The organism is Actinacidiphila epipremni, from assembly GCF_012034175.1.
Taxonomy (GTDB): Bacteria; Actinomycetota; Actinomycetes; order Streptomycetales; family Streptomycetaceae; genus Actinacidiphila; species Actinacidiphila epipremni.
Genome location: NZ_JAATEJ010000018.1, coordinates 110,795 through 134,009 on the forward strand (window position 1 = coordinate 110,795; position 23,215 = coordinate 134,009).

At 74.3% G+C, this 23,215-nt stretch carries 21 protein-coding genes and 1 tRNA gene; 10 read left to right on the top strand and 12 right to left on the bottom strand.

What is annotated here, in order from left to right; all coding sequences use genetic code 11:
- Positions 1 to 110: 110 nt before the first annotated feature.
- Both HCN08_RS21545 and HCN08_RS21550 read right to left on the bottom strand, forming a co-directional pair.
- A complete protein-coding gene (locus tag HCN08_RS21545) occupies positions 111 to 914 on the bottom strand; it encodes an SDR family NAD(P)-dependent oxidoreductase (RefSeq protein WP_167984825.1) in 804 nt (267 codons plus the stop codon).
- The gene (locus HCN08_RS21550) at positions 911 to 2,236 is read right to left on the bottom strand and encodes an L-fuconate dehydratase (protein ID WP_167984826.1); all 1,326 of its coding nucleotides are present in this window, start codon (positions 2,234 to 2,236) and stop codon (positions 911 to 913) included. The genes HCN08_RS21545 and HCN08_RS21550 overlap by 4 nt, the downstream gene beginning before the upstream one ends.
- A gap of 186 nt (positions 2,237 to 2,422) precedes the next feature.
- Here HCN08_RS21550 and HCN08_RS21555 point away from each other — a divergent pair, with 186 nt between their 5' ends.
- The 3 genes from HCN08_RS21555 to HCN08_RS21565 all read left to right on the top strand — a co-directional run bounded on the left by HCN08_RS21555 (position 2,423) and on the right by HCN08_RS21565 (position 5,108).
- Positions 2,423 to 3,382, top strand: a complete 960-nt coding sequence (locus HCN08_RS21555; RefSeq protein ID WP_322974599.1) for a hypothetical protein — start codon at positions 2,423 to 2,425, stop codon at positions 3,380 to 3,382.
- Between the two features lie 86 nt (positions 3,383 to 3,468).
- Positions 3,469 to 4,530, top strand: coding sequence for a PAC2 family protein (locus HCN08_RS21560; protein ID WP_167984828.1), 1,062 nt, complete (start codon positions 3,469 to 3,471; stop codon positions 4,528 to 4,530).
- Between the two features lie 311 nt (positions 4,531 to 4,841).
- Entirely contained in the window at positions 4,842 to 5,108 is a 267-nt protein-coding gene (locus tag HCN08_RS21565; RefSeq protein ID WP_167984829.1) for a helix-turn-helix transcriptional regulator, read from the top strand.
- Positions 5,109 to 5,307: 199 nt separating this feature from the next.
- Here HCN08_RS21565 and mshC read toward each other — a convergent pair whose 3' ends face one another.
- From mshC to HCN08_RS21585, 4 genes are all read right to left on the bottom strand, one after another.
- Complete coding sequence (gene mshC / locus HCN08_RS21570; RefSeq protein ID WP_167984830.1) at positions 5,308 to 6,537, bottom strand: cysteine--1-D-myo-inosityl 2-amino-2-deoxy-alpha-D-glucopyranoside ligase; 1,230 nt, start codon at positions 6,535 to 6,537, stop codon at positions 5,308 to 5,310.
- 181 nt (positions 6,538 to 6,718) lie between these two features.
- Entirely contained in the window at positions 6,719 to 7,630 is a 912-nt protein-coding gene (locus tag HCN08_RS21575; protein ID WP_167984831.1) for an SCO1664 family protein, read from the bottom strand.
- Positions 7,594 to 8,184 (bottom strand): DUF3090 domain-containing protein, encoded by a 591-nt coding sequence (locus tag HCN08_RS21580; protein WP_167984832.1) that lies wholly within the window; start codon positions 8,182 to 8,184, stop codon positions 7,594 to 7,596. Before HCN08_RS21580 ends, HCN08_RS21575 begins: the two co-directional genes overlap by 37 nt.
- A 121-nt stretch (positions 8,185 to 8,305) precedes the next feature.
- Positions 8,306 to 9,016 (bottom strand): histidine phosphatase family protein, encoded by a 711-nt coding sequence (locus HCN08_RS21585; protein WP_167984833.1) that lies wholly within the window; start codon positions 9,014 to 9,016, stop codon positions 8,306 to 8,308.
- A gap of 223 nt (positions 9,017 to 9,239) precedes the next feature.
- On the opposite strand from HCN08_RS21585, the gene HCN08_RS21590 reads away from it, so the two are divergent.
- Positions 9,240 to 9,851 (top strand): hypothetical protein, encoded by a 612-nt coding sequence (locus HCN08_RS21590; RefSeq protein WP_167984885.1) that lies wholly within the window; start codon positions 9,240 to 9,242, stop codon positions 9,849 to 9,851.
- Positions 9,852 to 9,925: 74 nt separating this feature from the next.
- Here the strand turns inward: HCN08_RS21590 and HCN08_RS21595 are convergent, their stop codons facing one another.
- Positions 9,926 to 10,975: an LLM class F420-dependent oxidoreductase gene (locus tag HCN08_RS21595; protein ID WP_167984834.1), complete on the bottom strand. Its 1,050-nt coding sequence runs from the start codon at positions 10,973 to 10,975 to the stop codon at positions 9,926 to 9,928.
- A gap of 261 nt (positions 10,976 to 11,236) precedes the next feature.
- Between HCN08_RS21595 and HCN08_RS21600 the strand changes: the two genes are divergently transcribed.
- Complete coding sequence (locus HCN08_RS21600) at positions 11,237 to 12,217, top strand: aldo/keto reductase (RefSeq protein WP_167984835.1); 981 nt, start codon at positions 11,237 to 11,239, stop codon at positions 12,215 to 12,217.
- A gap of 155 nt (positions 12,218 to 12,372) precedes the next feature.
- Positions 12,373 to 14,472: a helix-hairpin-helix domain-containing protein gene (locus HCN08_RS21605; protein WP_240970300.1), complete on the top strand. Its 2,100-nt coding sequence runs from the start codon at positions 12,373 to 12,375 to the stop codon at positions 14,470 to 14,472.
- A gap of 84 nt (positions 14,473 to 14,556) precedes the next feature.
- On the opposite strand, the gene HCN08_RS21610 is transcribed toward HCN08_RS21605, so the two are convergent.
- Positions 14,557 to 15,162 carry a hypothetical protein gene (locus HCN08_RS21610; protein ID WP_167984837.1) on the bottom strand — a complete coding sequence of 202 codons (606 nt, stop codon included), beginning with the start codon at positions 15,160 to 15,162 and terminating at the stop codon, positions 14,557 to 14,559.
- Between the two features lie 47 nt (positions 15,163 to 15,209).
- On the opposite strand from HCN08_RS21610, the gene HCN08_RS21615 reads away from it, so the two are divergent.
- Positions 15,210 to 15,398, top strand: a complete 189-nt coding sequence (locus tag HCN08_RS21615) for a DUF5703 family protein (RefSeq protein ID WP_167984838.1) — start codon at positions 15,210 to 15,212, stop codon at positions 15,396 to 15,398.
- A 95-nt stretch (positions 15,399 to 15,493) separates the two neighbouring features.
- On the opposite strand, the gene HCN08_RS36650 is transcribed toward HCN08_RS21615, so the two are convergent.
- The 3 genes from HCN08_RS36650 to HCN08_RS21630 form a co-directional block, all read right to left on the bottom strand.
- Complete coding sequence (locus HCN08_RS36650) at positions 15,494 to 16,246, bottom strand: chaplin (RefSeq protein ID WP_206319053.1); 753 nt, start codon at positions 16,244 to 16,246, stop codon at positions 15,494 to 15,496.
- A 159-nt stretch (positions 16,247 to 16,405) separates the two neighbouring features.
- Entirely contained in the window at positions 16,406 to 16,639 is a 234-nt protein-coding gene (gene chpH, locus HCN08_RS21625; RefSeq protein WP_167984839.1) for a chaplin ChpH, read from the bottom strand.
- Between the two features lie 147 nt (positions 16,640 to 16,786).
- Positions 16,787 to 18,133, bottom strand: a complete 1,347-nt coding sequence (locus tag HCN08_RS21630; protein WP_167984840.1) for a M20/M25/M40 family metallo-hydrolase — start codon at positions 18,131 to 18,133, stop codon at positions 16,787 to 16,789.
- Between the two features lie 224 nt (positions 18,134 to 18,357).
- Between HCN08_RS21630 and HCN08_RS21635 the strand changes: the two genes are divergently transcribed.
- From HCN08_RS21635 to HCN08_RS21645, 3 genes are all read left to right on the top strand, one after another.
- A tRNA-Leu gene (locus HCN08_RS21635) sits at positions 18,358 to 18,445 on the top strand.
- A gap of 129 nt (positions 18,446 to 18,574) precedes the next feature.
- Positions 18,575 to 19,534, top strand: a complete 960-nt coding sequence (locus HCN08_RS21640; protein WP_167984841.1) for a phosphotransferase family protein — start codon at positions 18,575 to 18,577, stop codon at positions 19,532 to 19,534.
- Positions 19,535 to 19,688: 154 nt separating this feature from the next.
- Entirely contained in the window at positions 19,689 to 20,927 is a 1,239-nt protein-coding gene (locus tag HCN08_RS21645) for a hypothetical protein (protein WP_167984842.1), read from the top strand.
- A 23-nt stretch (positions 20,928 to 20,950) separates the two neighbouring features.
- Here HCN08_RS21645 and HCN08_RS36655 read toward each other — a convergent pair whose 3' ends face one another.
- Positions 20,951 to 23,161 carry a tetratricopeptide repeat protein gene (locus tag HCN08_RS36655; RefSeq protein WP_167984843.1) on the bottom strand — a complete coding sequence of 737 codons (2,211 nt, stop codon included), beginning with the start codon at positions 23,159 to 23,161 and terminating at the stop codon, positions 20,951 to 20,953.
- Between the last annotated feature and the right edge of the window lie 54 nt (positions 23,162 to 23,215).

Genomic DNA, 23,215 nt, shown 5'->3' on the forward strand with positions numbered 1-23,215 from the left:
TGCCCTTCGGAAGTGTGTGTCGGCTCTGTGTGGTGCGGGGTGCTGCTGTGTGGTGCGGGGGTGGTGCCGGGGTGCTGCTGGGTGCTGCTGGGCTGTCGCGCGGGCGTGGGTCAGGGGGCGGGACGCAGGCGCAGGCCCTGCATTCCGCCGTCCACGGCGAGCGCGGTGCCGGTGACGCCGGCCGCGGCCGGGCTCGCCAGGTAGGCGATCGCGGCGGCGACCTCGTCCGCGGTGACCAGCCGGCCCATCGGCTGCCGGGCGTCGAGTGCGGCCCGCTCGGCGGCCGGGTCCTCGGCCTGGTCGAGCAGCCTGCCGATCCACGGGGTGTCGGCGGTCCCGGGATTGACGCAGTTGACGCGTACGCCTTCGCGTACGTGGTCGGCGGCCATCGCCAGGGTCAGCGAGAGGACCGCCCCCTTGCTCGCGCTGTACAGGGCACGCTGTGGCAGCCCCGCGGTCGCGGCGATGGAGCAGGTGTGGGTGATGGAGGCGCAGCCGGGCCGGTCGGCGGCGGCGGCGCGCAGATGGGGCAGGGCGGCGCGGGCGGTACGGACCATGCCGAGGACGTTGACGTCCAGCACCCGGGCCCATTCCTGGTCCGCGTTGTCCTCGACGGTGCCGATGGCGCCGATGCCGGCGTTGCTCACCAGGACGTGCAGGCCGCCGAGTTCGGCCACGGCCTGCTCGACGGCGGCGCGTACGGCCGCGTCGTCGGTGACGTCGGCGGCGACCGGGACGGTGCCCTCGGGGGCGCCGGCCGGATCGCGGTCCAGCACGGCGACACGGGCGCCGCGGGCGGTGAGCAGGGCGGCGGTGGCCGCGCCGATACCGGAGGCGCCGCCGGTGACCAGGGCGGTCAGGCCGGCGAAGTCCTGGAGCGGGGCGGGGGCGGGGACGGAGGCGGGGGTGGTCATCGGGTCAGCTCCTGTCGCTTCTCGCGCGCCTGCCACACCGGGCCGTCGGGGTAGCGGTAGTCGGCCAGCGTTCCGGGAACCATACGGGCGGAGAAACCGGGGGCCGAGGGGGCCTGGTAACGGCCGTTCTCCACCACGGCGGGGTCGGTGAAGTGCTCGTGGAGGTGCGGCACGTACTCGATGACCCGGCCCTCCAGGCTGCCGGAGACGGCGACGTAGTCGAACATCGCCAGGTGCTGGACCAGTTCGCACAGGCCCACGCCGCCGGCGTGCGGGCACACCGGGACGCCGAACTTCGCGGCGAGCAGCAGGATCGCCAGGTTCTCGTTGACGCCGGCGACGCGGGCGGCGTCGATCTGCACGAAGTCCACCGCGCCGGCCTGGAGCAGCTGCTTGAAGACGACCCGGTTGGCGACATGCTCGCCGGTGGCGACCCGGACCGGCTGCCCGGCGCGGACGGCGGCGTGCGCGAGGACGTCGTCGGGGCTGGTGGGCTCCTCGATCCAGTACGGGTCGTGCGGGGCGAGGGCGGCCATCCACTCCAGGGCCTCGGCGACGTCCCAGCGCTGGTTGGCGTCGACCGCTATCCGGATGTCGGGGCCGACCGCGGCCCGGGCCAGCCGCATACGGCGCAGGTCGTCCTGGAGGTCGGCGCCGACCTTGAGCTTGATCTGGGCGAAGCCGGCGGCGACCGCCTCCTTGGCCAGCCGGGTCAGCTTCTCGTCGGAGTAGCCGAGCCAGCCCGGCTCGGTGGTGTACGCCGGGTAGCCCTCCTTGCGCAGCCGCTCGGCGCGGGCGGCGCGGCCCGGTTCGGCGCGGCGCAGGATGTCCAGCGCCTCGTCGCGGGTGAGGGCGTCGCTGAGGTAGCGGAAGTCGACGAGGTCGACGAGCTGGTCGGGGCTCATCGAGGCCAGCAGCGCCCACACCGGCTTGCCGGCCTCGCGGGCGGCGAGGTCCCAGGCGGCGTTGACCACCGCGCCGGCCGCCATGTGCATCACGCCCTTCTCCGGGCCGAGCCAGCGCAGTTGCGAGTCATGGGTGAGCAGCCGGTAGAAGGCGCCAAGATCACCGGTGACACTGTCCACCGTCCGGCCGACCACGTAAGGTCGCAGCGTGCCGATCGCCGCGGCGACGACGTCGTTGCCGCGGCCGATCGTGAAGCACAGGCCGTACCCCGCGAGGCCGCCAGGGGCGTCGGTGCGGAGCACGACATAGGCGGCGGAGTAGTCGGGGTCGGGGTTCATGGCGTCCGAGCCGTCGAGCTGCTCCGAGGTCGGAAAGCGGATGTCGTACACGTCGACCTCGGTAATGGTCGGACTCATGCACACTCCCGTCGCGAGACATCGGATCTTTTCTTGATGATCCGATGTATAGCGGCGAGCCGGGGTGCCCGTCCAGGGGGGAGCACGAAGTTGTTGATAACAGATCGGATGTCTCGACGTCTCGCGTCGATGTCGGCCACACGGCGATTGACAGGGCTGCGACGTGCGGCAATAGGTGTGGCGGCAGTGGCGGTGCTCGCCGTGCTGGCCGCGACGACGGCGCTGCGGCTGGAGTACCAGGGCAGTCCGGCCGCCGGCGGGCGTACCCGCGGGCACGACGCGGTGTGGCTCGGCCACGCCTGGGTCGACGGCCGCCGCACCGCGGCGGACCTGGAGGACCTGCGCCGCCATGTGGCCGGCACCGGCATACACGACCTGTACGTGCACGCCGGCCCGCTGGAGCACGACGGCAGCCTGGACCCGGCGCTCTACCCGAAGGCCGCGGCGATGATCGCCGGCATCCACCGCGTCCTGCCGGGCGTACGCGTCCAGGCCTGGCTCGGCGACACCATCGCGCACGGCGGCACGCCCGGCCTGCACCTGTCGGAGCCGGCCGTACGCGACCGGATCCGGGCCTCGGCCGCGCAGATCCTGGACGCCGGCTTCCAGGGCGTCCACCTGGACCTGGAACCGGTCGCCGACGGCGACACCGGCTACCTGCGCACCCTGGACGAGGTGCACGCGCTGGCCGCCGCCCGCGGGGCGCCGCTGTCGGTCGCCGTGCCGCAGATCGACCCGCTGCCGCATCTGCACGCGGTGGCGTACCTGCCCTTCAGCCACCCCAAGTGGTGGTCGCAGGGCTACTTCGGGCAGGTCGCCCGGCGCTGCGACCAGATCGCCGTGATGGCGTACGACACCGCGATGCCGGCCTCGTCGCTCTTCGGCGGCTACATCGCCCAGCAGACCGCGCTCGCGCTTGAGGCCACCCCGCCGGGCACCGACCTGCTGATCGGGCTGCCGGGCTTCCACACCGAGGACATGGGCCACCACGGCTACGCCGAGACCGTCCCCGCCGCGGTGCGCGGGGTGCGGGTGGCGCTGGGCCGGCACGGCGGCGGGCGGCAGGGCGTCGGGGTGGCGCTCTATGTGGACTTCCACGCCACCGAGAGCGACTGGACCGCCTATCGGGAGGGTTGGGGCACGTAGGCTGGTGGCGCACGCACAAGGCCATGCAGAAGTCGAGCAGCGCCGGTCAGGGGCCGCCGCCCCCGCCGGCCGGAAGGAGGCGCCGGGTGATCGAGCTTGAGGGGGTACCCGAGCTGATCGATCCGGTCATGGTGGCGGCGTTCGAGGGCTGGAACGACGCCGGCGACGCGGCCTCCACCGCGGTCGAGCACATGGAGCGGGAGTTCAAGGGCGAGGTCTTCGCCGCCCTGGACGCCGAGGACTACTACGACTTCCAGGTCAACCGGCCCACCGTCTGGATGGAGGACGGCGTCCGCCGCATCACCTGGCCGACGACCCGCCTCTCGGTCGCCAGGATCCAGACGCGCAAGCCGCGCGACCTGGTGCTGGTGCGCGGCATCGAGCCCAGCATGCGCTGGCGGTCGTTCTGCAACGAGATCCTGGGCTTCGCGCACGAGCTGGGCGTGGAGATGGTGGTGGTGCTCGGCGCGCTGCTGGGCGACACCCCGCACACCCGCCCGGTCCCGGTCTCCGGCGTGACCTCCGACCCGGACCTGGCCACCGCGCTGAACCTGGAGGAGTCCCGCTACGAGGGGCCCACCGGCATCGTCGGCATCCTCCAGGAGGCGTGCACGCACGCCGGCATCCCGGCGGTGAGCCTGTGGGCGGCGGTGCCCCACTACGTGTCCCAGCCGCCCAACCCCAAGGCGACCCTGGCGCTGCTCAACCGGCTGGAGGACCTGCTGGACCTGCGCATCCCGCAGGGCGAGCTGCCCGAGGACGCCCGGGCCTGGCAGGTCGGCGTCGACCAGCTGGCCGCCGAGGACAGCGAGGTCGCCGAATACGTGCAGACCCTGGAAGAGGCGCGCGACACCGCGGAATTGCCCGAGGCGTCGGGCGAGGCGATCGCCAAGGAATTTGAGCGTTATCTGAGGCGCCGCGATCCGCAGCCCGGCGGTTACGCGAGCGAGGGCGCCGACGGGGTGCCGCAATTCCGCGAGCACGGCCGGCAGCGGCCGGAGGAAAAGGACACCGGCGACGGCCCCGACGCGCCGGAAAACGACACCGGCGGCGGCGCCCACGGCACCCGCGGCACCCACGACTCCGACAGCTCTGACGACACCGGCGGCACCGGCGGTTCCGGGGACGACGGCGGCACCGGCCGATAGGGCCCCGCGGCCCCGCATGCGACGCATCGTCAAGACAGCGGGCACGCACTGCCAATGCGGAACCCCGCCCGCCGCTGCCATGCTGGGCGTGCCCGGTCGGCAGCGAAGGCTCAGGGCCGATCGGGCACCGGAGGCAGCAGTGCACAGGGAGCACACAGCGGGCGGATACGGTCTTTCCGTACGTTGCATGCGCCACCCGGGTACGGCCCGGCGGCGTGACATTCACCGGATCGTCAATTGCGCCGCTGAACTGTCACCGGTTACCATGAGGCGGATTCATCCGTTGGCGTACCTTCCCCGGGGGGGGGATCATGGTAATCGACGAACGCATGGACGACGTGGATTTCCGGATACTGGCATTAATGCGTGAAGGGTTTTCCGACGCCACTATCGGAAGAAAGCTCAGTTGCGGGCACCGGACGATCCAGCGCCGCATCTGCCAGATGATGAACAGTCTCGGCGTCACCGGCCGGTTCGCACTCGGCCTGAAGGTGGCGGAACTCAATCTGCTGGCGGCCGGGGAGATCGTCCCCGCGCACGCCGGCGAGCTGGCCGGGCACGCCCCGGCCGGCTCGTGACAGACCGGGCTCCCGCGAGGGCGCCCGACCGGGGGGGATGCAGGGGGGAACCCCGGAGGTAAGGGGGGACGAGGGGCGGTCATCGACCGGGCGACCGGCGGTGCTCGCCCCTCGGCATGTCCGGGTACGGGGGATGCCGCGCCGGTGCCCGGCCTGACAGCCGGGCACCGGGTCGGTCATCCGCGGCTCGGGCGCCGGATCACAGGGCCACGCCGAGCAGCGCGTCGACCGCGCGGCTCACCAGGCCGGGGGCGCCGGTGTCGGTGCCGCCGCCGGCCTCCTGGGCCGCCGCCCAGGCGTCGACGGCCGCGAGCGCGCCGGGCGCGTCCAGGTCGTCGGCCAGCGCCGCACGGATCTGCGCCAGCAGCTCCTCGGCGGCCGGTCCGTCCGGCCGGGACACCGCGGCCCGCCAGCGCGCCAGCCGGCCGAGCGCCTCGGCCAGGACGGCGTCGGTCCACTCCCAGTCCAACCGGTAGTGGTGGGCCAGCAGCGCCAGCCGGATCGCGGCCGGGTCCACGCCGTCGCGCCGCAGGGTGGAGACGAAGACCAGGTTGCCCTTGGACTTCGACATCTTCTCGCCGTGCAGCGCGACCATCCCGGCGTGCACGTACGCCTTGGCGTACGGGTACTCGCCGGTGAGCACCTGGGCGTGCGAGGCGCCCATCTCGTGGTGCGGGAAGACCAGGTCGGAGCCGCCGCCCTGGACGTCGAAGCCCATGCCGAGGTGGTCCAGGGCGATGGCGACGCATTCGATGTGCCAGCCGGGCCGCCCCGGGCCCAGCGACGCGCCGTCCCAGCTGGGCTCGCCCGGGCGGGCGGCCATCCACAGCATCGGGTCCAGCGGGTTCTTCTTGCCCGGGCGGTCCGGGTCGCCGCCGCGCTCGGCGGAGAGGGCCCGCATGGCGGCGGCGTCGAAGCGGGAGACACTGCCGAAGTGCGGGTCGGCCTCGACGGAGAAGTAGGTGTCGCCGTCCAGCTCGTAGGCGGCGCCGGCCTCCCGCAGCCGCTCGATGAGCGGCACGATGCCGGGGATGGCCTCGACGGCGCCGATGTAGTGCGCCGGCGGCAGCATCCGCAGCGCGGTCATGTCCTCGCGGAAGAGCGCGGTCTCGCGCTCGGCCAGGGCCGTCCAGTCCTCGCCGGTGGCGCCGGCGCGCTCCAGCAGCGGGTCGTCGACGTCCGTCACGTTCTGCACGTACTGGACCTGGTGCTTCGTGTCGAGCCACACGCGCTGTACGAGGTCGAACGCGTTGTAGGTGGCCGCGTGCCCCAGATGGGTGGCGTCGTACGGGGTGATGCCGCAGACGTAGAGGCGGGCGACCGGGCCGGGCTCGATGGCCACCAGGCCACCGGTCGCCGAGTCGTGGAGACGGAGTTCGCGTCCAGTGCCGGGAAGGGCAGGGACGTCGGAAGCGGGCCAGGCATGCATGTCATGAGATTAACCGCCCGGGACCGGGTCAAACGACCGGGAGCAGCACGTTTGCCCTGGCAAGGGGCCCATCCGCTGCGTTTCGGTCAGCGATACGCCTTTCGGCTCGGCCGACGGTCGTACCGCGGGTCGTATCGCCGGTCTCGCCGGTCATCGCGCCCGGCGGGCCGTACCCGCCGCTTCACACCGGCGGCCACGGTATGGACGGCCAGTCGCCGCCCGGCCCCGGGTGCACCCCGGTCTCCAGCAGCCGCGCCACCCGGGCCCGCAGCGCCGCGATCTCGGCCGCGGTGAGCAGCGGCTCCAGCCGCGCGCCGAGGTCGCCCGCCAGCGCGGTGGCCAGCGAGCCCAGCACCGCGACGGCCTCCGGCGGCAGCGGCTCGCCGGCCCAGCCCCACAGCAGGGTGCGCAGCTTGTCCTCGGTGTGGAAGGTCACGCCGTGGTCGATGCCGTAGAGCCGGCCGCCGGGTGCGGGCAGCAGGTGGCCGCCCTTGCGGTCGGCGTTGTTGATCACCGCGTCCAGCACCGCGAGCCGGCGCAGCCGGTCGTCGTCGGCGTGCACGAGCAGTGCGGTGCGGCCCTCGCCGACCTCCGCCTCGGCCACGGCCTTCCAGCCGGGCGCCGGCTCGTCGTCCTCGGTGAGCGCCAGCAGCGCGGGGCCGGCGGCTTCGGGGGCTTCCGCGGCTTCATCGGCCCCGGCGTCCCCGGCGTCCCCGGCACCGTCGGGCCCGTCGGCCCCGCCTGCTCCGGCCGCCTCGATCCACAGCTGCACCATGCCCTCGCCGTACGGGCCGTCGCGCAGCACGGTGGGCGGCACCAGGCCCCAGCCGGTGGCCTCGGAGACCAGATACGCGGCGACCTCGCGCCGCGCCAGGTTGCCGTCGGGGAAGTCCCACAGCGGGCGCTCCCCCGCGACGGGCTTGTACACGCAGGCCGCGGTCCGGCCCTCGTGGGCGACCTCGCAGTAGAGCACCGCGTTGGACGCGTCGCGCACCTGGCCGCGTACGGTCAGCTCGCCCTCGGTGAGGAGGGTCAGCTCCGGCGCCGCGGTGGCGCTCAGGCCGACCTCCGGTACCCGTTCTGACGCGGGCATACGTGTCCTTCCGGATCCAGGGGCAGGCTGCACAGCGGGCACGGCGGCCGGCCGGCGGAGACCACGTCGAGGGCGCGCTTGGCGAAGGAGCGGGCCTGGGCGCCGGTGAGCAGCACCCGCAGCAGCGGCGGGCCGTTCTCCTCGTCCTGGAGCATCTGCTCCTCGGCGGCCTCCAGGTCGTCCTCGTCGTCGCCGCTGAGCTCGACCAGCGCCTGGGCCTCGATGACCATACGGTCGTGGGCGCCGTCCCAGGCCAGCGCCATCGTGCCGACCCGGAACTCCTCCTCGACCGGTACGTCCAGCGGCGCGGAGTCGGCGAGTTCGGTGGGGGCGACGGCCGGCACCGGGGCGTTGCCGCCGCTGCGCCGTACGACCTCGTCCAGCAGCTCGTCGATGCGCTCGGCGAGCGCGGCCACCTGGGTCTTCTCCAGGGCCACGCTGGTGGTCCTGCCCTTGGCGGTGGCTTGCAGGAAGAACGTACGCTGACCCGGCTGGCCGACCGTACCGGCCACGAAACGGTCCGGGTGCTCGTAGAAGAAGACCTGGCGGGGCACGTCCTGCTCCGTTTGCTGGGCTAGTGGATCCGGCTGGGGTTTCGACTGGGGTTTCGGCTGGGGTCACGCGGTGGGTGTCACCGTGCGGAGGCTGTGGCCACCACACTACTGCGGAAGCCGATCACGGGGCGCCCGTGGAGCCGCCGACGACCGCGTCGCCGGCGTCGGCGGCGGTGTCGCCGGGCGGCGCGGGCTGCGGGGCCAGGCCGCCGAGGTCGCCGGTGTCGCCGAGCCGCAGCAGGAAGGGGCGGTGCGGGGTGTAGCGGATCGCGGTCACCGAGCACGGGTCGGTGCTGATCCGCTGGAAGAGGTCCAGGTGCATGCCGAGCGCGTCGGCGGCCAGCGCCTTGATGATGTCGCCGTGCGAGCACAGCAGGTAGAGCGCGTCCGCCCCGTGCTCGACCTCGATCCGGGCGTTCCAGTCGCGTACCGCCTCGACCGCGCGGGCCTGCATGGAGCGCAGCGACTCGCCCTCGGGGCCGGGGAAGACCGCGGCGGAGGGGTGCCGCTGGACGGTCGTCCACAGCGGCTCGTCGGCCAGTTCTGCGAGCTTGCGGCCGGTCCAGTCGCCGTAGTGGCACTCGCCGATCCGCTCGTCGGTGTGCAGCGGCAGCCCGGCGCGGGTGTCCAGCAGCGGACGGACCGTCTCCTGGCAGCGCTGCAGCGGGCTGCACACCACGGCGGCCAGCGGCAGCGCCGCCAGCCGGGCGGCCAGCGCGGTGGCCTGCGCGCGGCCCGTCTCGTCGAGGGCGACACCGGGGGTCCAGCCGGCCAGCACCCCCTGCGTGTTGGCGGTGGACCGGCCGTGCCTGACAAGGATCGCGGTGGGCATGTCCGCCACCGTAACCCTTTCCCGTCGCGTCCGTTGTGCTGGGTGACGGCCGTGGCGGGGATGATCCCCCCGAGCCCCCACCACGGCCGCGGAATTCCGCGCGGCTCCCGGAGATTCGCACGATCCGCTGTCGCCGGCATAGGTCCGGCGCTCCCGCCCCCTCGGTAAGGTGCACCAGGGGTCGAGTGGGCCCCGGGACGCCGGTATCGCGAAGCGGGTGGAGATGTTCAGCAAGGCGACGAGAAGCCGCCCGGCTGCGAGCGGGACGCATCCCGCGGGCACCGACTGGTCTCCGTACGCACGGCTGGAGGACGCCGCCGAGGTGTACTTCCTGCACGCGGACGTCGCGCTGGACGCCATCACCGGGGTGCTCGGCAGGCGGCGGGTGCGCGGCTTCACGCTGGAGCGGGTGGTGGACCTGACCGAGGCGGGCGCCTCGGTGTGGCAGGAGGCCGCGGTGTGCGACGGGCGGCGGCTGATCCTGTGGCACAGCGAGGAGCTGGCCGACTCCTCCGCGCCGGGCGGCACGGTGCTGGACTCCTCGGTGCAGGTGCTGCCGCTGGACGCGATCGGGCATGTGGGGATGCGCACCCTGGTCGGCCACGACCAGCTCGGCCGGCGCATCGACCGCGGGGTGTACCTGGTGCTGGCGACCGCGATGCCGCACGAGCTGAGCGCGGTGCCGGCCGACCCGGACGCGGCGTTGCCGGTGGCCTCGGCGAAATTCCGGCCGGAGGCCTTCCGGTTCAGCAAGTCGCTGGACGACGGGGGCGCGGGCCAGATAGCCCGCCTCATCGACTTCGGCCGCCTGCTGGGCCGCCTCGTCCCGGGCTGAGCCGCCCCGCGGGCCCTCGGCGCGCGTACGGGCCCGCGGGGCGGGCGTGGGTGGGGCGTGGCAGGGCGTTGGCGCTACGCCAGTCCGGCGTGCTCCAGGGCCTCGACGCCGGCCCGCAGGCCCGCCACGCGCTCGTCCAGGGTGAAGCCGGCCGGGGCGAGGGTCAGCGTGGTGACGCCGGCGTCGGCGTACGCGCGCATCCCGTCGGCGATCCGCTCGACCGGGCCGAGCAGGCAGGTGGACTCGATGAGCCGCTGCGGTACGGCCGCTGCCGCGCCGTCCTTGTCGCCGCCCAGGTACTTGTCCTGGATCTCGGCGGCCTCCTTCTCGTAGCCCATGCGCTGGGCGAGCTGGTTGTAGAAGTTCTGCCGGCGGCTCCCCATGCCGCCGACGTACAGCGCGGTGTACGGCCGGAAGAGGTCGGCGAGCGCGGCGACGTCCTTGCCGACGGCGAGCGGCAGCGTCGGGCAGACGTCGAAGCCGTCCAGCGTGCGGCCGGCCTTCGCGCGGCCGGCGCGGATGTGCCGCAGCGCGGTGTCCTCCAGGTGCGCGGCGGAGGGGAAGATCAGCAGGGCGCCGTCGGCGATCTCGCCGGTCTGCTCCAGGTTCTTCGGGCCGATCGCGGCGATGTAGAGCGGGATGTGCTCACGCGTGGGGTGCACGGTGAGCTTGATCGGCTTGCCGGGGCCGCCGGGCAGCGGCAGCGTCCAGTGCTCGCCGTCGTACGACAGCCGCTCGCGGGCCATGGCCTTGCGGACGATCTCGACGTATTCGCGGGTGCGCGACAGCGGCTTGTCGAACTTGACGCCGTACCAGCCCTCGGAGACCTGCGGGCCCGAGACGCCGAGGCCGAGCCGGAAGCGACCACCGGACAGCGAGTCCAGCGTCGCGGCGGTCATCGCGGTCATCGCCGGGGTGCGGGCCGGGATCTGGAAGATGGCCGAGCCCACGTCGATGCGCTCGGTCTGCGCGGCGACCCAGGACAGCACGGTGGGCCCGTCGGAGCCGTAGGCCTCGGCGGCCCAGCACACGGAATAGCCGAGCCGGTCGGCCTCCTGGGCGACGGCCAGGTTGTCCGCGTCCATCCCGGCACCCCAGTAGCCGAGGTTGATCCCGAGCTTCATGGCTCTCCCTTGAGCTGGTCGGTGGCGATGTGTCGGTGGTGCTGTGTCGGTGGTGCTGTGCGGTGGTGCTGTGTCGGTGGCGATCGTGCCGCGCCCTGCTCGGCGCGGTACGTCCCCGGTGGGCGCCGGCACCGCCACGGGTGCCGTACTCGCCGGTAACGTCGTTGTCCCACCGGACTGTAGCGTGCGCCGCCGCCACGGGACCTGTCAGGTACGTCACTGCCGCCCATTCGGGCGGTGCGGGCAGTAATCTCAGCGCCCATGGAGCAAAGGCACCTCGGCCGTACCGGTTTGCGCGTGTCCCGGCTCGGGCTCGGCACGCTGACCTGGGGCCGCACGACCGGCGAGCGCGACGCCGCCGACCAGCTCAAGGCGTTCTGGAGCGCCGGGGGCTCGCTGGTCGACACCGCCGACGTCTACGCCGACGGCGGGGCCGAGTACCTGCTCGGGCGGCTGGTGGAGGACCTGGTGCCGCGCTCCGACCTGGTGATCGCGACCAAGGCGGGCAGCGTGCCCGACCCCGACCGGCGGTTCGACACCTCGCGCGGGCATCTGCTGGCGGCGCTGGACGCGTCGTTGCAGCGGCTCGGCACGGACTACGTCGACCTGTGGCAGGTGCACGCCTTCGACCCCGGCACCCCGCTGGAGGAGACGCTCCAGGCCCTCGACATCGCCGTGAGCTCCGGCCGGGCCCGCTACGTCGGGGTGTCCAACTTCTGCGGCTGGCAGCTCGCGAAGGCCGCGACCTGGCAGCTGGCGAGCCCCGGGCGGACGCCGCTGGCCAGCACGCAGATGGAGTACTCGCTGCTGCAACGAGGGGTGGAGCGCGAGGTGCTGCCCGCCGCGCGGGACCTCGGGCTCGGGCTGCTGCCGTCCTCGCCGCTCGGGCGCGGCGTCCTGACCGGCAAGTACCGGGGCGGTACGCCGGAGGACTCGCGCGGCGGCTCGGAGGACCTGGCCGCCTTCGTCGCGCCCTACCTCGACGACACCGCCCGGCTCATCGTGGACGCGCTGGCCATAGCGGCCGACGGCCTGGCCGTCTCACCGCTGCACGTCGCCCTGGCGTGGGTGCGCGACCGGCCCGGCGTGACCGCGCCGCTGCTCGGGGCGCGCAACGCCCAGCAGCTCACGGCGGCACTGTCGGTGGAGGCGCTTACGCTTCCGGATGAGATCTGCATGGCGCTCGACGACGTGTCGGCGCCGCTGCACCGCTACCCGGACCACGACTGGAGCACGCTCTGAACGCGCGCACCACTCCTTCCACGGAGGCCGCGATGCCCCCCGCCGACCCTGCTTCCCCCGCTACCCCCGCTGCTCCGGCTGCTTCGGCTGCTCCCGCCGCTCCGGCGCCCGGCGCTGGCCGGCCGGCGGCCGATCTCGCCGGCCTCGCAGCCGCGATGCGCTCCATCGAGCGCGGCGAGAGCGCGGCGGCGCCTGCTCCGCGCGGTGACGCGGCGGCGGCCCGGCGAAGGCGCCGGGAGGCGATGGCGGCGGAGGCGGAGGCGCTCCGGGCCGCGGAGGCGGCGCAGGCCGCGGGCGTTCCGGCGCCGGCCGCCGCGGCGGGCGAGCCGGGGGCTGCTGCCGAGGGCGCTCCGGACGGGGGTGGAGCCGGCGCGGACGGCGCCGGGTCGGGCGCCGCGGCGGCGGAGCAGGGCGCGGAGCCTGAGCCGGAGCCCGGGGCGGACGGGGGTGCCCCGCGGCCGGGGGGCGCCGGGCGCGCTGCCCGGGCGCGCGGTGAGGGCAGGCGGGCCGCGCGGGGCGAGCCCGTCGCCGTGGACCCGGCGGCCGTCGCGGCCGTCGCCCAGGTGCTCGGCGAGGGCGGCGCGCCCGCGGAGCTCGCCGCCGGGGTCGTACGGCTGCTCGGCGAGGGGGCCGCGCAGGTGCTGCGGGACGACCCATGGGCGCTGCTCGGGCTCGCCGGCGTACGGGTGGAGCAGGCGGACGGCTTCGCGCGGGAGCTGCTCGGCGCGGCCTGCGGCCCGGCGGACGAGCGGCGGGTACGGGCGCTGGTGACGCGGGCGTTCGAGGACGCGGCGCTGCGCGGCCACACGGCGCTGTCGCCGGCGGACGCGCTCGCCGCGCTCGGGCGGTACGGACTCCCCGACGCGCAGGGCGCGTTGGACGCGGCCGTCGCGGAGGGGCAGGTGCTGGTCTTCCGCGAGGGCGGCGCGGACGCGGCGGACGGCTCGGCGGACGGCTCAGCGGACGAGGAGGAGGGCGCCGGGGAGGGCCCGGTGCTGCTCGGGCTCGACCGTTACGCCATGGCCGAGGACAGCCTCGCCGAGGGCTTCTTCCGGCTGCTGCGCTCCTTCGCGGAGTCCGGCGCCGGGCAGGAGTGGGATGCCTCCGCGGCGCCGTCGCGGTCGGCCGCGGAGCTGATCGGCGCGGTCGCCGGCAGCGGGCTCGTCGCGCACACCGGCGGCGAGGCGGCAAGGGCCGAGCCGGCGGCGCTGGTGGTGGCCGCGCGGGCGGCGGGCCTGCGGGCGTACGCGGCTGCGTACACCGAGAACGGCCGGCGCAGGCTCGCCGCGCAGGTCGGTGCGGACGCGGCGGTGACCGTGGACGGGCTGATGTCGGGCGCCGAGGGGCCCGGCCGCGCGCCCGACGGCAGCCTGGACCTGGACCTGCTGGCGGTGCTGGACGCGCCGCAGTTGTCCGTCGAGGAGGCGGCGACGCTGGTGGAGTCGGTGCCGGACGGGGCGCGGCTGGTGCTCAGCGGTGATCCGCACGGCCTGTGGTCGGCCGGGCCCGGCCGGGTCTTCGCCGATCTGCTGGCCTCCCGGGCGTGCCCGCGGGTGGTGTCCCGCACGCCGGACCCTGGGCCGATCGGCGAGCTGGTCTCGTGCGTCGGCGAGGGTGAGCTGGTCGCGGTGGAGGCGCCGGGCAAGGAGGTCGTGGTGGTGCCGGTCCGCGACCCCGGCGAGGCCGTGCACCGTACGGTCCAGCTGGTCGCGGACTCCGTGCCGCGGGCCTTCGGCGTCGAGGGGCCGCAGGTGCAGGTGGTCACCACCGGGCACGGCGGCCCGGTCGGCACACAGGCGCTCAACGCGGCGCTTAAGGAGCGGCTGAACCCGGGGCCCGGGCGCTTCGGCGGCTTCGACGCGGGCGACCGCGTCGTGTACGTGCCCGGGCCCGGCCGTGCCGTCCCCGCGACGGTGGCCGGCGCCGAGCCGGGCGGCCTGCGGCTGGAGGCCGAGCGCGGCCCGGTGCTGGTGCCGCGCGAGGACGTCCCGACGGCCGTACGGCACGGCTGGGCGGTGACCGGCCACCAGGCGGCGGGCATGCGCTGGCCGGCCGCGGTGGTCGTCGTCCCCGGCGACGCGGGCCCGCTGCTGACCCGCTCCTGGGTCCACACCGCCTTCAGCCGCGGCGAGCGCCACCTGTCGGTGGTGCAGGGCGCGGAGGGCCGGCTGGCCCAGGCCGTGGCGGGCCCCGCGGCCCCCGAGCGCACGACCCGCCTGACGGCGGCGCTGCGCGAGCTCACCGCGCAGAGCTGAGCGGACCGCCCCGGGCGGGGGCGGCGGGGCCCCGGGCGGTCCGGCGGCCGGCCGCCCGGGGGCTAGTCCGGGGCCGGTCCGGGGCTAGTCCGGGTCGAGGAGGCTCAGCTCGTCGTCGAAGACGGCGCTGACGTCGAAGCGGCAGATGACCAGGCGCGGGTCGGCCTGGTCGAAGGGTGCCTCCAGCCACTCCCCCGGGTCGGCGGGCTCCGCCGCGGAGACCCACACCGTGGAGTCGCCCTCCTCCAGCCCGAAGTCCTTGTGGCGCTGGGCGATCTCGTCCGGCTCGTACTCGCCGAAGATCACCCCGAGCGCCGCGTTGACGGACGCGGTCGCCGAGCCGTCGGTGTCCTCACTGGCATGTCTGGCCTGCGAGTAGAGCCGGTCGGGCGCGACGATCGTGTAGTCGCGGCGGACGAGCACGGTGATCGCCTCGGGCTCCTCGGGGCCCTCGTACTCCGGCATCTCCCCGCCGGGCACTTCCAGCGGCGTGACCTCGTCGTAGACCTCGTACAGCAACTCGTCATACGACTCGGCCGCCGAGGCCAGCGCCTCGAACGCCTCGTGAACGGCGGGGTCGTCCTCGCCGCTGCGCTTCTCGATCGCCTCGAGATGCCGGTCGAGCGCGGCCTTGACCACCTCGACTGCGGCACGAACACCGGCCGCCGTGGGCTGTACGTCATCAGACATGAGGCAGACGCTATCCGCACCGGGGCGTTGCTTGCACAATAGATGCGATGCCGGAATACGAATTCAGAGAGATGTACGTGCCGCGCGGGGTCTCCCGCAAGGACGCGGCGCGCCTGCTGACCGACGAGGCGGAGTATGGCCACTGGGAGCTGGACCGGCTCCGCCTCTACCCGGACGGGAGCAGGCGCGTGCGGCTGCGGCGACGGATCATCCGCCAGTTGCGGGCGACCTGGTGATGTGACCGGGTCGCCCTCACCCGTCCCCTGACCCTGCTCTTGCCTCTGCTTCAGCCTCAGGCTCAGCCTCAGCCGCTACCGCGGGCTGCCGCCGCTCAGCGTCGAGCGGCCCGGCCGCGGCGGTAGAGCACCGCGCCGCCGAGGACGAGCGCGCCGGCCGCGAAGGCGCTGAAGCCCATGGCGTCGGTGCCGGTGTGCGCGAGTTCGGCTGCGCCGGGGCCGGCGGGGACGTCGACCGGTGTGGTGCGACCGGGTGCGCTGCTGCCGCCGCTGCCCGGGGTGTCCGTGCCAGGGGTGCCCGGGGTGCTGGGCGTACCGGGGGTGCCAGGGGTTCCGGGCGTTCCCGGGTTGCCGGGCGTACCGGGCGTACCCGGAGTGCCGGGGTTGCCCGGCGTTCCCGGGTTGCCGGGGGTTCCGGGGTTGCCGGGCGTTCCCGGAGTGCCGGGCGTACCGGGGTTGCCCGGCGTCCCAGGGGTGCCCGGATTGCCCGGCGTCCCAGGTCCTCCCGGATTCCCGGGGTTGCCGGGGTTGCCCGGCGTACCGGGGTTGCCGGGGCCTCCCGGGGTGCCGGGCCCGCCCGGCTGGGAAGGCCCGCCCGGCGGGGTGTCGGTGTTGGCGCAGTGGTTGCCGAACGCCGGGTTCAGCAGGCCCACCACGTCGATGGTGTTGCCGCACACGTTGAGCGGGATGTGCACCGGGATCTGGACCGCGTTGCCGGCCAGCACGCCGGGCGAGCCGGCGGCCGTACCGGACGCGCCCGCGTCGGCGTGGGCGAGGCCGCCCGTGGCGGCGAGGACGCCGCCGGTCGCGATCACAGTGAGCAGGCCCTTGGTTGCGACCTGTCGCATTGCTCTTCTCCTTGCTTGCCCTGCGCCTCGCGCAGCCCCGCCCCTGCGGGCGCCGCGCGCGCACATGCGGAAAATGCCGAGCGGCCCCGGAGCGCGCGAGGGCGCGCCCGGGGCCGGTTCTGGGCCGCCGGCCGCGGTCGGACCGCGGCCGGGGCGGGATCACCCGTTGACGCAGGCGTTGCCGAAGGCGGGGTTGAGCAGCCCGATCACGTCGATGGTGTTGCCGCACAGGTTGACCGGGATGTGCACCGGGACCTGGACGACGTTGCCCGACAGCACGCCGGGGGACTGCACCGCGGCGCCCTGGGCGCCGGAGTCGGCGGCGGCGATGCCCGCACCCGCGAGCACCAGACCACCGGTGGCAGCCGCAGCCGCGACGACCTTCTTGAGCATGTACTTCCTCCTCATGGACACGTGCGGTCCCAGCCTGCGGACCACACCGTCGTAACGACGCCCGGAGGAATAGAGCTACGAAAGCACCGGCCCCTTCACCCGTACCGGCGACGCCGACCGCCGGTACGGGTACGGGTGTTCGGCCGCTCAGCTGTGTTCGATGAAGCGGTCCAGGACGCGGACGCCGAACTTCAGCCCGTCGACGGGCACGCGCTCGTCCACGCCGTGGAACATCCCGGCGAAGTCCAGCTCGGGCGGCAGCTGGAGCGGCGCGAAGCCGAAGCAGCGGATGCCGAGGTCGTCGAAGGACTTGGCGTCGGTGCCGCCGGAGAGCATGTACGGCACGGCGCGGGCGGCCGGGTCCTCCGCGACGAGCGCGGACTGCATGGCGTCCACGAGGGCGCCGTCGAAGTCGGTCTCGACGGCCTTGTCGGAGTGCACGGACTCGCGCTTGACGCGCGGGCCGAGAATCCGGTCGAGGTCGGCGAGGAACTCGTCCTCGTAGCCGGGCAGGAAGCGGCCGTCGACGTGCGCGGTGGCCTGGCCGGGGATGACGTTCACCTTGTAGCCGGCGCCGAGCATGGTGGGCGCGGCGCTGTTGCGCAGGGTCGTGCCGATCATCCGGGCGATGCCGCCGAGCTTGGCGAGGGTGGCCTCCATGTCCTCGGGGTCCAGCTCGGTGCCGAGCGCGTCGGACAGCGCGTCGAGGAAGCCGCGGACGGACTTGGTGACCCGCACCGGCCACTCGTGCCGGCCGAGCCGGGCGACGGCCTCGCACAGCTCGGTGATCGCGTTGTCGTTGTTGGTCATCGAGCCGTGGCCGGCGGTGCCGTCCACGGTGAGCCGCATCCAGTGCATGCCCTTCTCGGCGGTCTCGATGAGGTAGAGCCGCAGGTTCTCGTTGACGGTGAAGGAAAAGCCGCCGACCTCGCCGATCGCCTCGGTGACGCCCTCGAAGAGGTCGGGGTGCTTGTCGACCAGGAAGCGGGCGCCGTACGTGCCGCCGGCCTCCTCGTCGGCGAGGAAGGCCAGCACGACGTCGCGCGGCGGCTTGCGTCCGCTGCGCAGCCGGTCGCGGACGACCGCGAGGGTCATGGCGTCCATGTCCTTCATGTCGACCGCGCCGCGGCCCCATACGCACCCGTCGGCGATCTCGCCGGAGAAGGGGTGGTGGGTCCAGTCGTCGGCGTTGGCCGGGACGACGTCGGTGTGGCCGTGGATCAGCAGCGCGGGCCGCGAGCGGTCCTCGCCCTCGACCCTGGCCACGACCGAGGCGCGGCCCGGGTGGGACTCCAGGATCCGCGGTTCGAGCCCGACCTCGGCCAGCTTCTCCGCGACGTATTCGGCCGCGCCGCGCTCGCCGGGCCCGGAGTGGTCCCCGTAGTTGCTGGTGTCGATACGGATCAGCTCGCTGCACAGGTCGACGACCTCGTCCTCGCCCGTGACTCCCCCGCCGCTGCCGCCGGCCCTGCCGCCTGGCCTGGACTCGCTCACGCTGTCTCTCCCTTGTCGTCGCCCACCCGCCCGCCGCACGCGCCGGATGCCACCCCCATCCTGCCCCCCGACCCACCACCCGCCCAAGGCTCACCCCGCCTGCCTGCCCTTTTCCCCACCCTCCGGCCCCCGCCCCGCAGCTGATCGGCCGGTGATCGGCCCCTCCCGATCTTTGCTATGGTTTACCCCGTCGCCACGGCCCGGAGGCCGTGACGTCAACACCCGTCCGGGTGGCGGAATGGCAGACGCGCTAGCTTGAGGTGCTAGTGCCCTTTATCGGGCGTGGGGGTTCAAGTCCCCCCTCGGACACCACCAGAAACCCCAGTCCACCTGGGGTTTTTCTGTTTTCCCGGCCTACCGCACAACCGACCGCGCGGCGGGCCGCGGGCGGGGCCGGATAACCGGTTGCCGGCCGGTGGCCGGGTGCATAGCGTCCCCGCCATGGCGCAGCCTGATCGACCGCCCCTGGGGGCGGGGTGGGCCGAGGGGTTGCTGCGGGAGGTGTACCCCGCAGCGGAAGTGGTCGAGGCGGTGCCGCGGACGGGCGGCCGGTCGGGTGCGGTGTACGAGGTCCGCTGTGCGGATCCCGCGCATACGGTGATCTTCAAGGTGTACGCGCCTCGGTGGGCGTGGAAGCAGGCCAAGGAGGCCCGCGTCTACCGGATGCTCGCGGGCCTCGGGTCCCTGCCGGTGCCGAGCGTGCTGCACCGCACGCCGGGCGGGGGCCCCGGCGGCGGGGCCGTCACGATCCTGAGCCTGCTCGAAGGACGCCCGCTGTCCGAGGCGTCCAAGGATCTGGACCAGCGGCTGATCCCGTCCTTCTACCGCGAGATGGGCGCCGTCCTGGCCTCGGTGCACCGGGTCGGCCAGGAGGCGTACGGATACCTGGCCGACGGGATCGTCGATCCGGTGGCCGGCAACGGGGACTACATGCGCCGCCGGTTCGCCGCGAAGCTGGCGGAATTTCGGGAGTTGGGCGGCGACGAGCGGCTGCACGACGCGGTCGCCCGGCGGGTCGCGCGCGACGGGGCGCTGTTCGACAACTGCGGGTCCGCGGTGCTCTGCCACAACGACCTGCACGAGGGCAATGTGCTCGTCGCACCCCGCCCGGGCGGCTGGGCGGTGACCGGCGTGATCGACGTCGAGAACGCGATCGCCGCCGACCCGCTGATCGACCTGGCCAAGACCACCTACTACGCGCTCGGCCGCGGCGCCCCGGAACACCGCGCCCTCCTCGAAGGCTACGGCCCACTCCCCGCCGACACCCCCGACCGCCTCGCCCTCTACCAGCTCTACCACGCCCTCGAACTGTGGGACTGGTTCCGCTCGCTCGGCACGACCGAGCCCCTGCCCGGCATCACCGAGGACATCGCCCGCCTGACCGACCACCCCGCCCGATGAGCCGGCCCGCGGCGCGGCGAGTACCGCCGCCCGGAACCCGGCGGCAGCAAGAATTCGTCAAGCCCGCGCCAAGGCTTCCGCCGGAGCAGGAGGACACCACTCTCTCGTACGGTCCCACCGCCCCGGCAGGGGCTGATGACAAACGAGGAGTGTCGTGTTCAACGGGGAGTTCACGGAAGGCCGGACGACCGAAGGAGGGGGTGCCGACCGGTGGCGTACGCTCACCGGCCGCAAGAAGCTGCTGGTCCTCGCGCACACCGAGGTCTATCGCCGGCGGCTGCAGGATCTGGTGGCGCTGGTGGAGTCCGACCTGCGGGTCGAGGTCACCTTCACTGTCCCGCCGCACGCGTTCAACGGCGGGGTCGCCCGCTTCCTGACCGGGGTCGGGGCGGAGGTCATGCCCTGGGCCGAGGCGGTGCGCACCGATTTCGACCTGGCGCTGGCCGCGGGGTCCAGGGGAATGGAGCAGGTACGGGCGCCGCTGCTGCGGGTGCCGCACGGCGGCGGGGAGATGTCACTGGTCGCCGCGGCGCCCGGGGCGGCATCGGGGGATGCCGTCCGGGTACGGGAGCCGGCCGGGATCACCGGCCGGAGCTATCTCACCTGGCGGGGCGCGGTCGTGCCGCGGGCGGTCGCCCTGCCGCACCGTGACGACCTGCGGGCGCTGCGCCGCTGGTGCCCCGAGGCGCTGCCGGTCGCCGAAGTGGTGGGGGACCCCGCGTACGACCGGATCGCGGCGAGTCTGCCGTTCCGCGAGGCATACCGCGCGGCGCTCGGCGTGGAGCCCGAGCAGCGGCTGGTTCTGGCGACCTCAACCTGGGGTCAGCGCTCGCAGTTCAACCATCTGGACGCGCTGCTGCCCCGGCTGCTCACCGAGCTGCCCAGGCGGCACTTCCGCACCGCTCTGCTCATCCACCCCAATGTACTCGCCCGTCACAGCCGTCTGCGGGTGCGCTCGTGGCTCGCCGACTGCAGCAGGGCGGGCGTGCTGGTCGTACCCCCGGAGGCCGACTGGCGGGCGGTGCTCGTGGCCGCCGACCTGGTGGTCGGGGATTTCAGCTCGGTCACCCTGTACGCGACGATGACCGACGCGCCCATCCTGCTGGCCCGTTACCCGTACGCGGACGCGAACCCGGCCTCGCCGGGTGTCGACATGGCGCTGGCCGCGCCCGCGCTCAGCCCCACCTGGCCGCTGGCCGACCAGCTGGCCTACGCCGCCGCCCACTACCCCAGGCGCGAATACCGCAGGATCGCGCGCCGCATCTCCTCCGAGCCCGGCCGCTTCGGGCTGCGGACGCGCAGGCTGATGTACCGGCTGCTGGGTCTGGGCGAGCCGGCTTTCCCACCGGTGACGGAGCCGGTCGCCCTGCACGCCGGGGAGCTGGCCCTGTGACCCGCGCCCCCGTCCCGGAGCGCTCAGCGCTCGTCGAGGCCCCGTAGCCGTTCGCCGAGCCGGTGGGCGTCCCGGGGGCTGATCGGCCCGTAGCGGGCCAGGGACTGCCGGTAGCAGTCCCTGGCCCGCCCGTAGTCGCCGCGTTCCTCGGCGTTCACGCCCTGCATCTCCAGGACCCGGGCCTGCCAGCCGACGGCACCGCACGCGTCGAGTTCGCTCAGTGCCTGGCCCAGCTCCCACTCGGAGAGCGCGATGTCGGCCTCGGGCCCGGTGGCGTGGGCGACGCCGAGGAAGGCCAGGGCACGCGCCGCGTCGTACGGGTCGGGTACGGCCAGCAGGTCGGCACGGGCGCGGGTCAGCAGGTCCACCGCTTCCCGCGGTGAGCCGGCGTCGAGCGCCAACTGGCCCAGCGACAGCCGGGACAGCGCGGCGCCCCGGGTGTATCCGATGGCCTCGCGCAAAGCGAGGGCGTGGCGGTAGTAGGCCGCCGCGCTCTCCGGCCGGCCGCCGAACTGGTGCGCCTGGCCCAGCCCGTGCAGGGCCTGCGACTGCGCCCTCCGGTCGCCGGTCTCCTCGCCGAGGCTCAGCGCGCGGCCGAACCACTGCGCCGCCTCGTCGAACAGCCCGGCGTTGCACAGCCCTCCCCCGCCGGTGGTCAGCATCTGCATGACCGCCGTCGGCCGCCCCGCGCGGTCTGCCGCGGCCAGGCCCAGCCGGTGTGCCTCGACCCACATCTCCGCGGGGCGCAGCCTGACCCAGAGCGGCTGCATGCTGTCGACGATCTGCCAGGCGGTGTCGTCGAAGCCGAACCCGATGGCCGTGTGGACGGCCGCCATCAGGTGCAGGCGCTCCGCGTCGAGCCAGGCGAGCGCGCCGGCGGGGCTGTCGAAGGGGGGCTCCTCCTCGGGTATGCGCACATAGTCGCGGCGCAGCCGGACATGGGCCGGTGCCAGCAGCGCCCGCGCCTCGGTGGCCGTCCACAGGTACCAGTCGAGGGCGCGGCGCACGGTCGTCGCGCGGACCGCCTCGGTGTCCTCGGCCGCCGCCCGCTGCGCGGCGTGCAGCCGGATCAGGTCATGGAAGCGGTAGCGGTCGGGCCCCAGCTCTTCGAGCAGGCTGACGTCGACCAGTTCGTCGACCAGCTCCCGCGCCGCCGCGGAGGGCAGATCGCAGGCCGCTGCCGCGATCCCGGCACCGAAGTCGGTCACCGGCAGCAGCCCCAACTGCCGGTATCCGGCCGCCACGTCGACGGCCAGTGCTCCGTAAGCCCCGTCGAGCACCGTCTGCACGGCGAGGTCCCGGCCGGCCCTGAGGCTCGCCAGCCGGTCACCGTCCCGGCTCATCGCCGCGACGAAGGCGGTCAGCGACTGGCGCGGCCGGGCGGCGATCCGGGCGGCGGCCACGCACACGGCGAGCGGCAACCCCGCGCACAGCCGGGCGATCGAGGCCACCGCCTCCTCCTCGCGCGCCGCGCGTTCCTCCCCGAGTCGTCTGCCGAGCAGTTCCACGGTGGCCGCGGGGGGAAGGACGTCGAGGTGGTGGAAGCGCGCTCCGTGGACACCGAGGCCCGGCAGCCGGTTGCGGCTGGTCACGACGACCAGGGAGCCGGGCGACGCAGGCACCAGCGGGAGGACCTGTGCGGCGCTCAGAGCGTTGTCGAGCAGGACGGCGACCCGCAGGCCCGCGGTGACCGTGCGCCATAACGCTGCCATCTCGGCGAGTTCTGCGGGCAGCCGGTCGACCCCGAAGCCGCGCAGGAACCGCCCGAGCACGGCGTCGGGCGGTACGGGATCGCCGTCGTCCGCGTGCCCGCGCAGGTCGACGTAGAGCTGGCCGTCGGGATAGTCGCCGACCCCGTGGTGCAGCCAGGTCACCGCCAGCGCCGTCTTGCCGACACCGGCCGCTCCGGTGACCACGACGAGCGGTGCGCCGCTGCCGCCGCCCGCGCTGCGCAGTGCGTCCAGCGCCACCAGGTCGGCTACCCGGTCGGTGAAGTGCGCGGGGGGCGGTATGAGTTGTCGCGGCACCGGGGAGGCGGAGGCGTGCGGCGGGCCTTGCGTACGGTATTCGTGCAGGTGGATGCCGCCGGTGACGCTGCCGGCCTGGACGACGGGGCCGCTCACGGTGGCGCCGGAGACGGCGTTGCGGGTGGCGTTGCGGGGGGCCGTTTCCGCGGCGGGGAGGGTGTCGCCGCCCGCGGTGGGCTCCGGCTCATGGATGGGCGCCTGGTCCACGTCTGCCTCCTGGTGCGTCCCGACGCCGTGTCACCGCGCCCATCCAACGGGGTG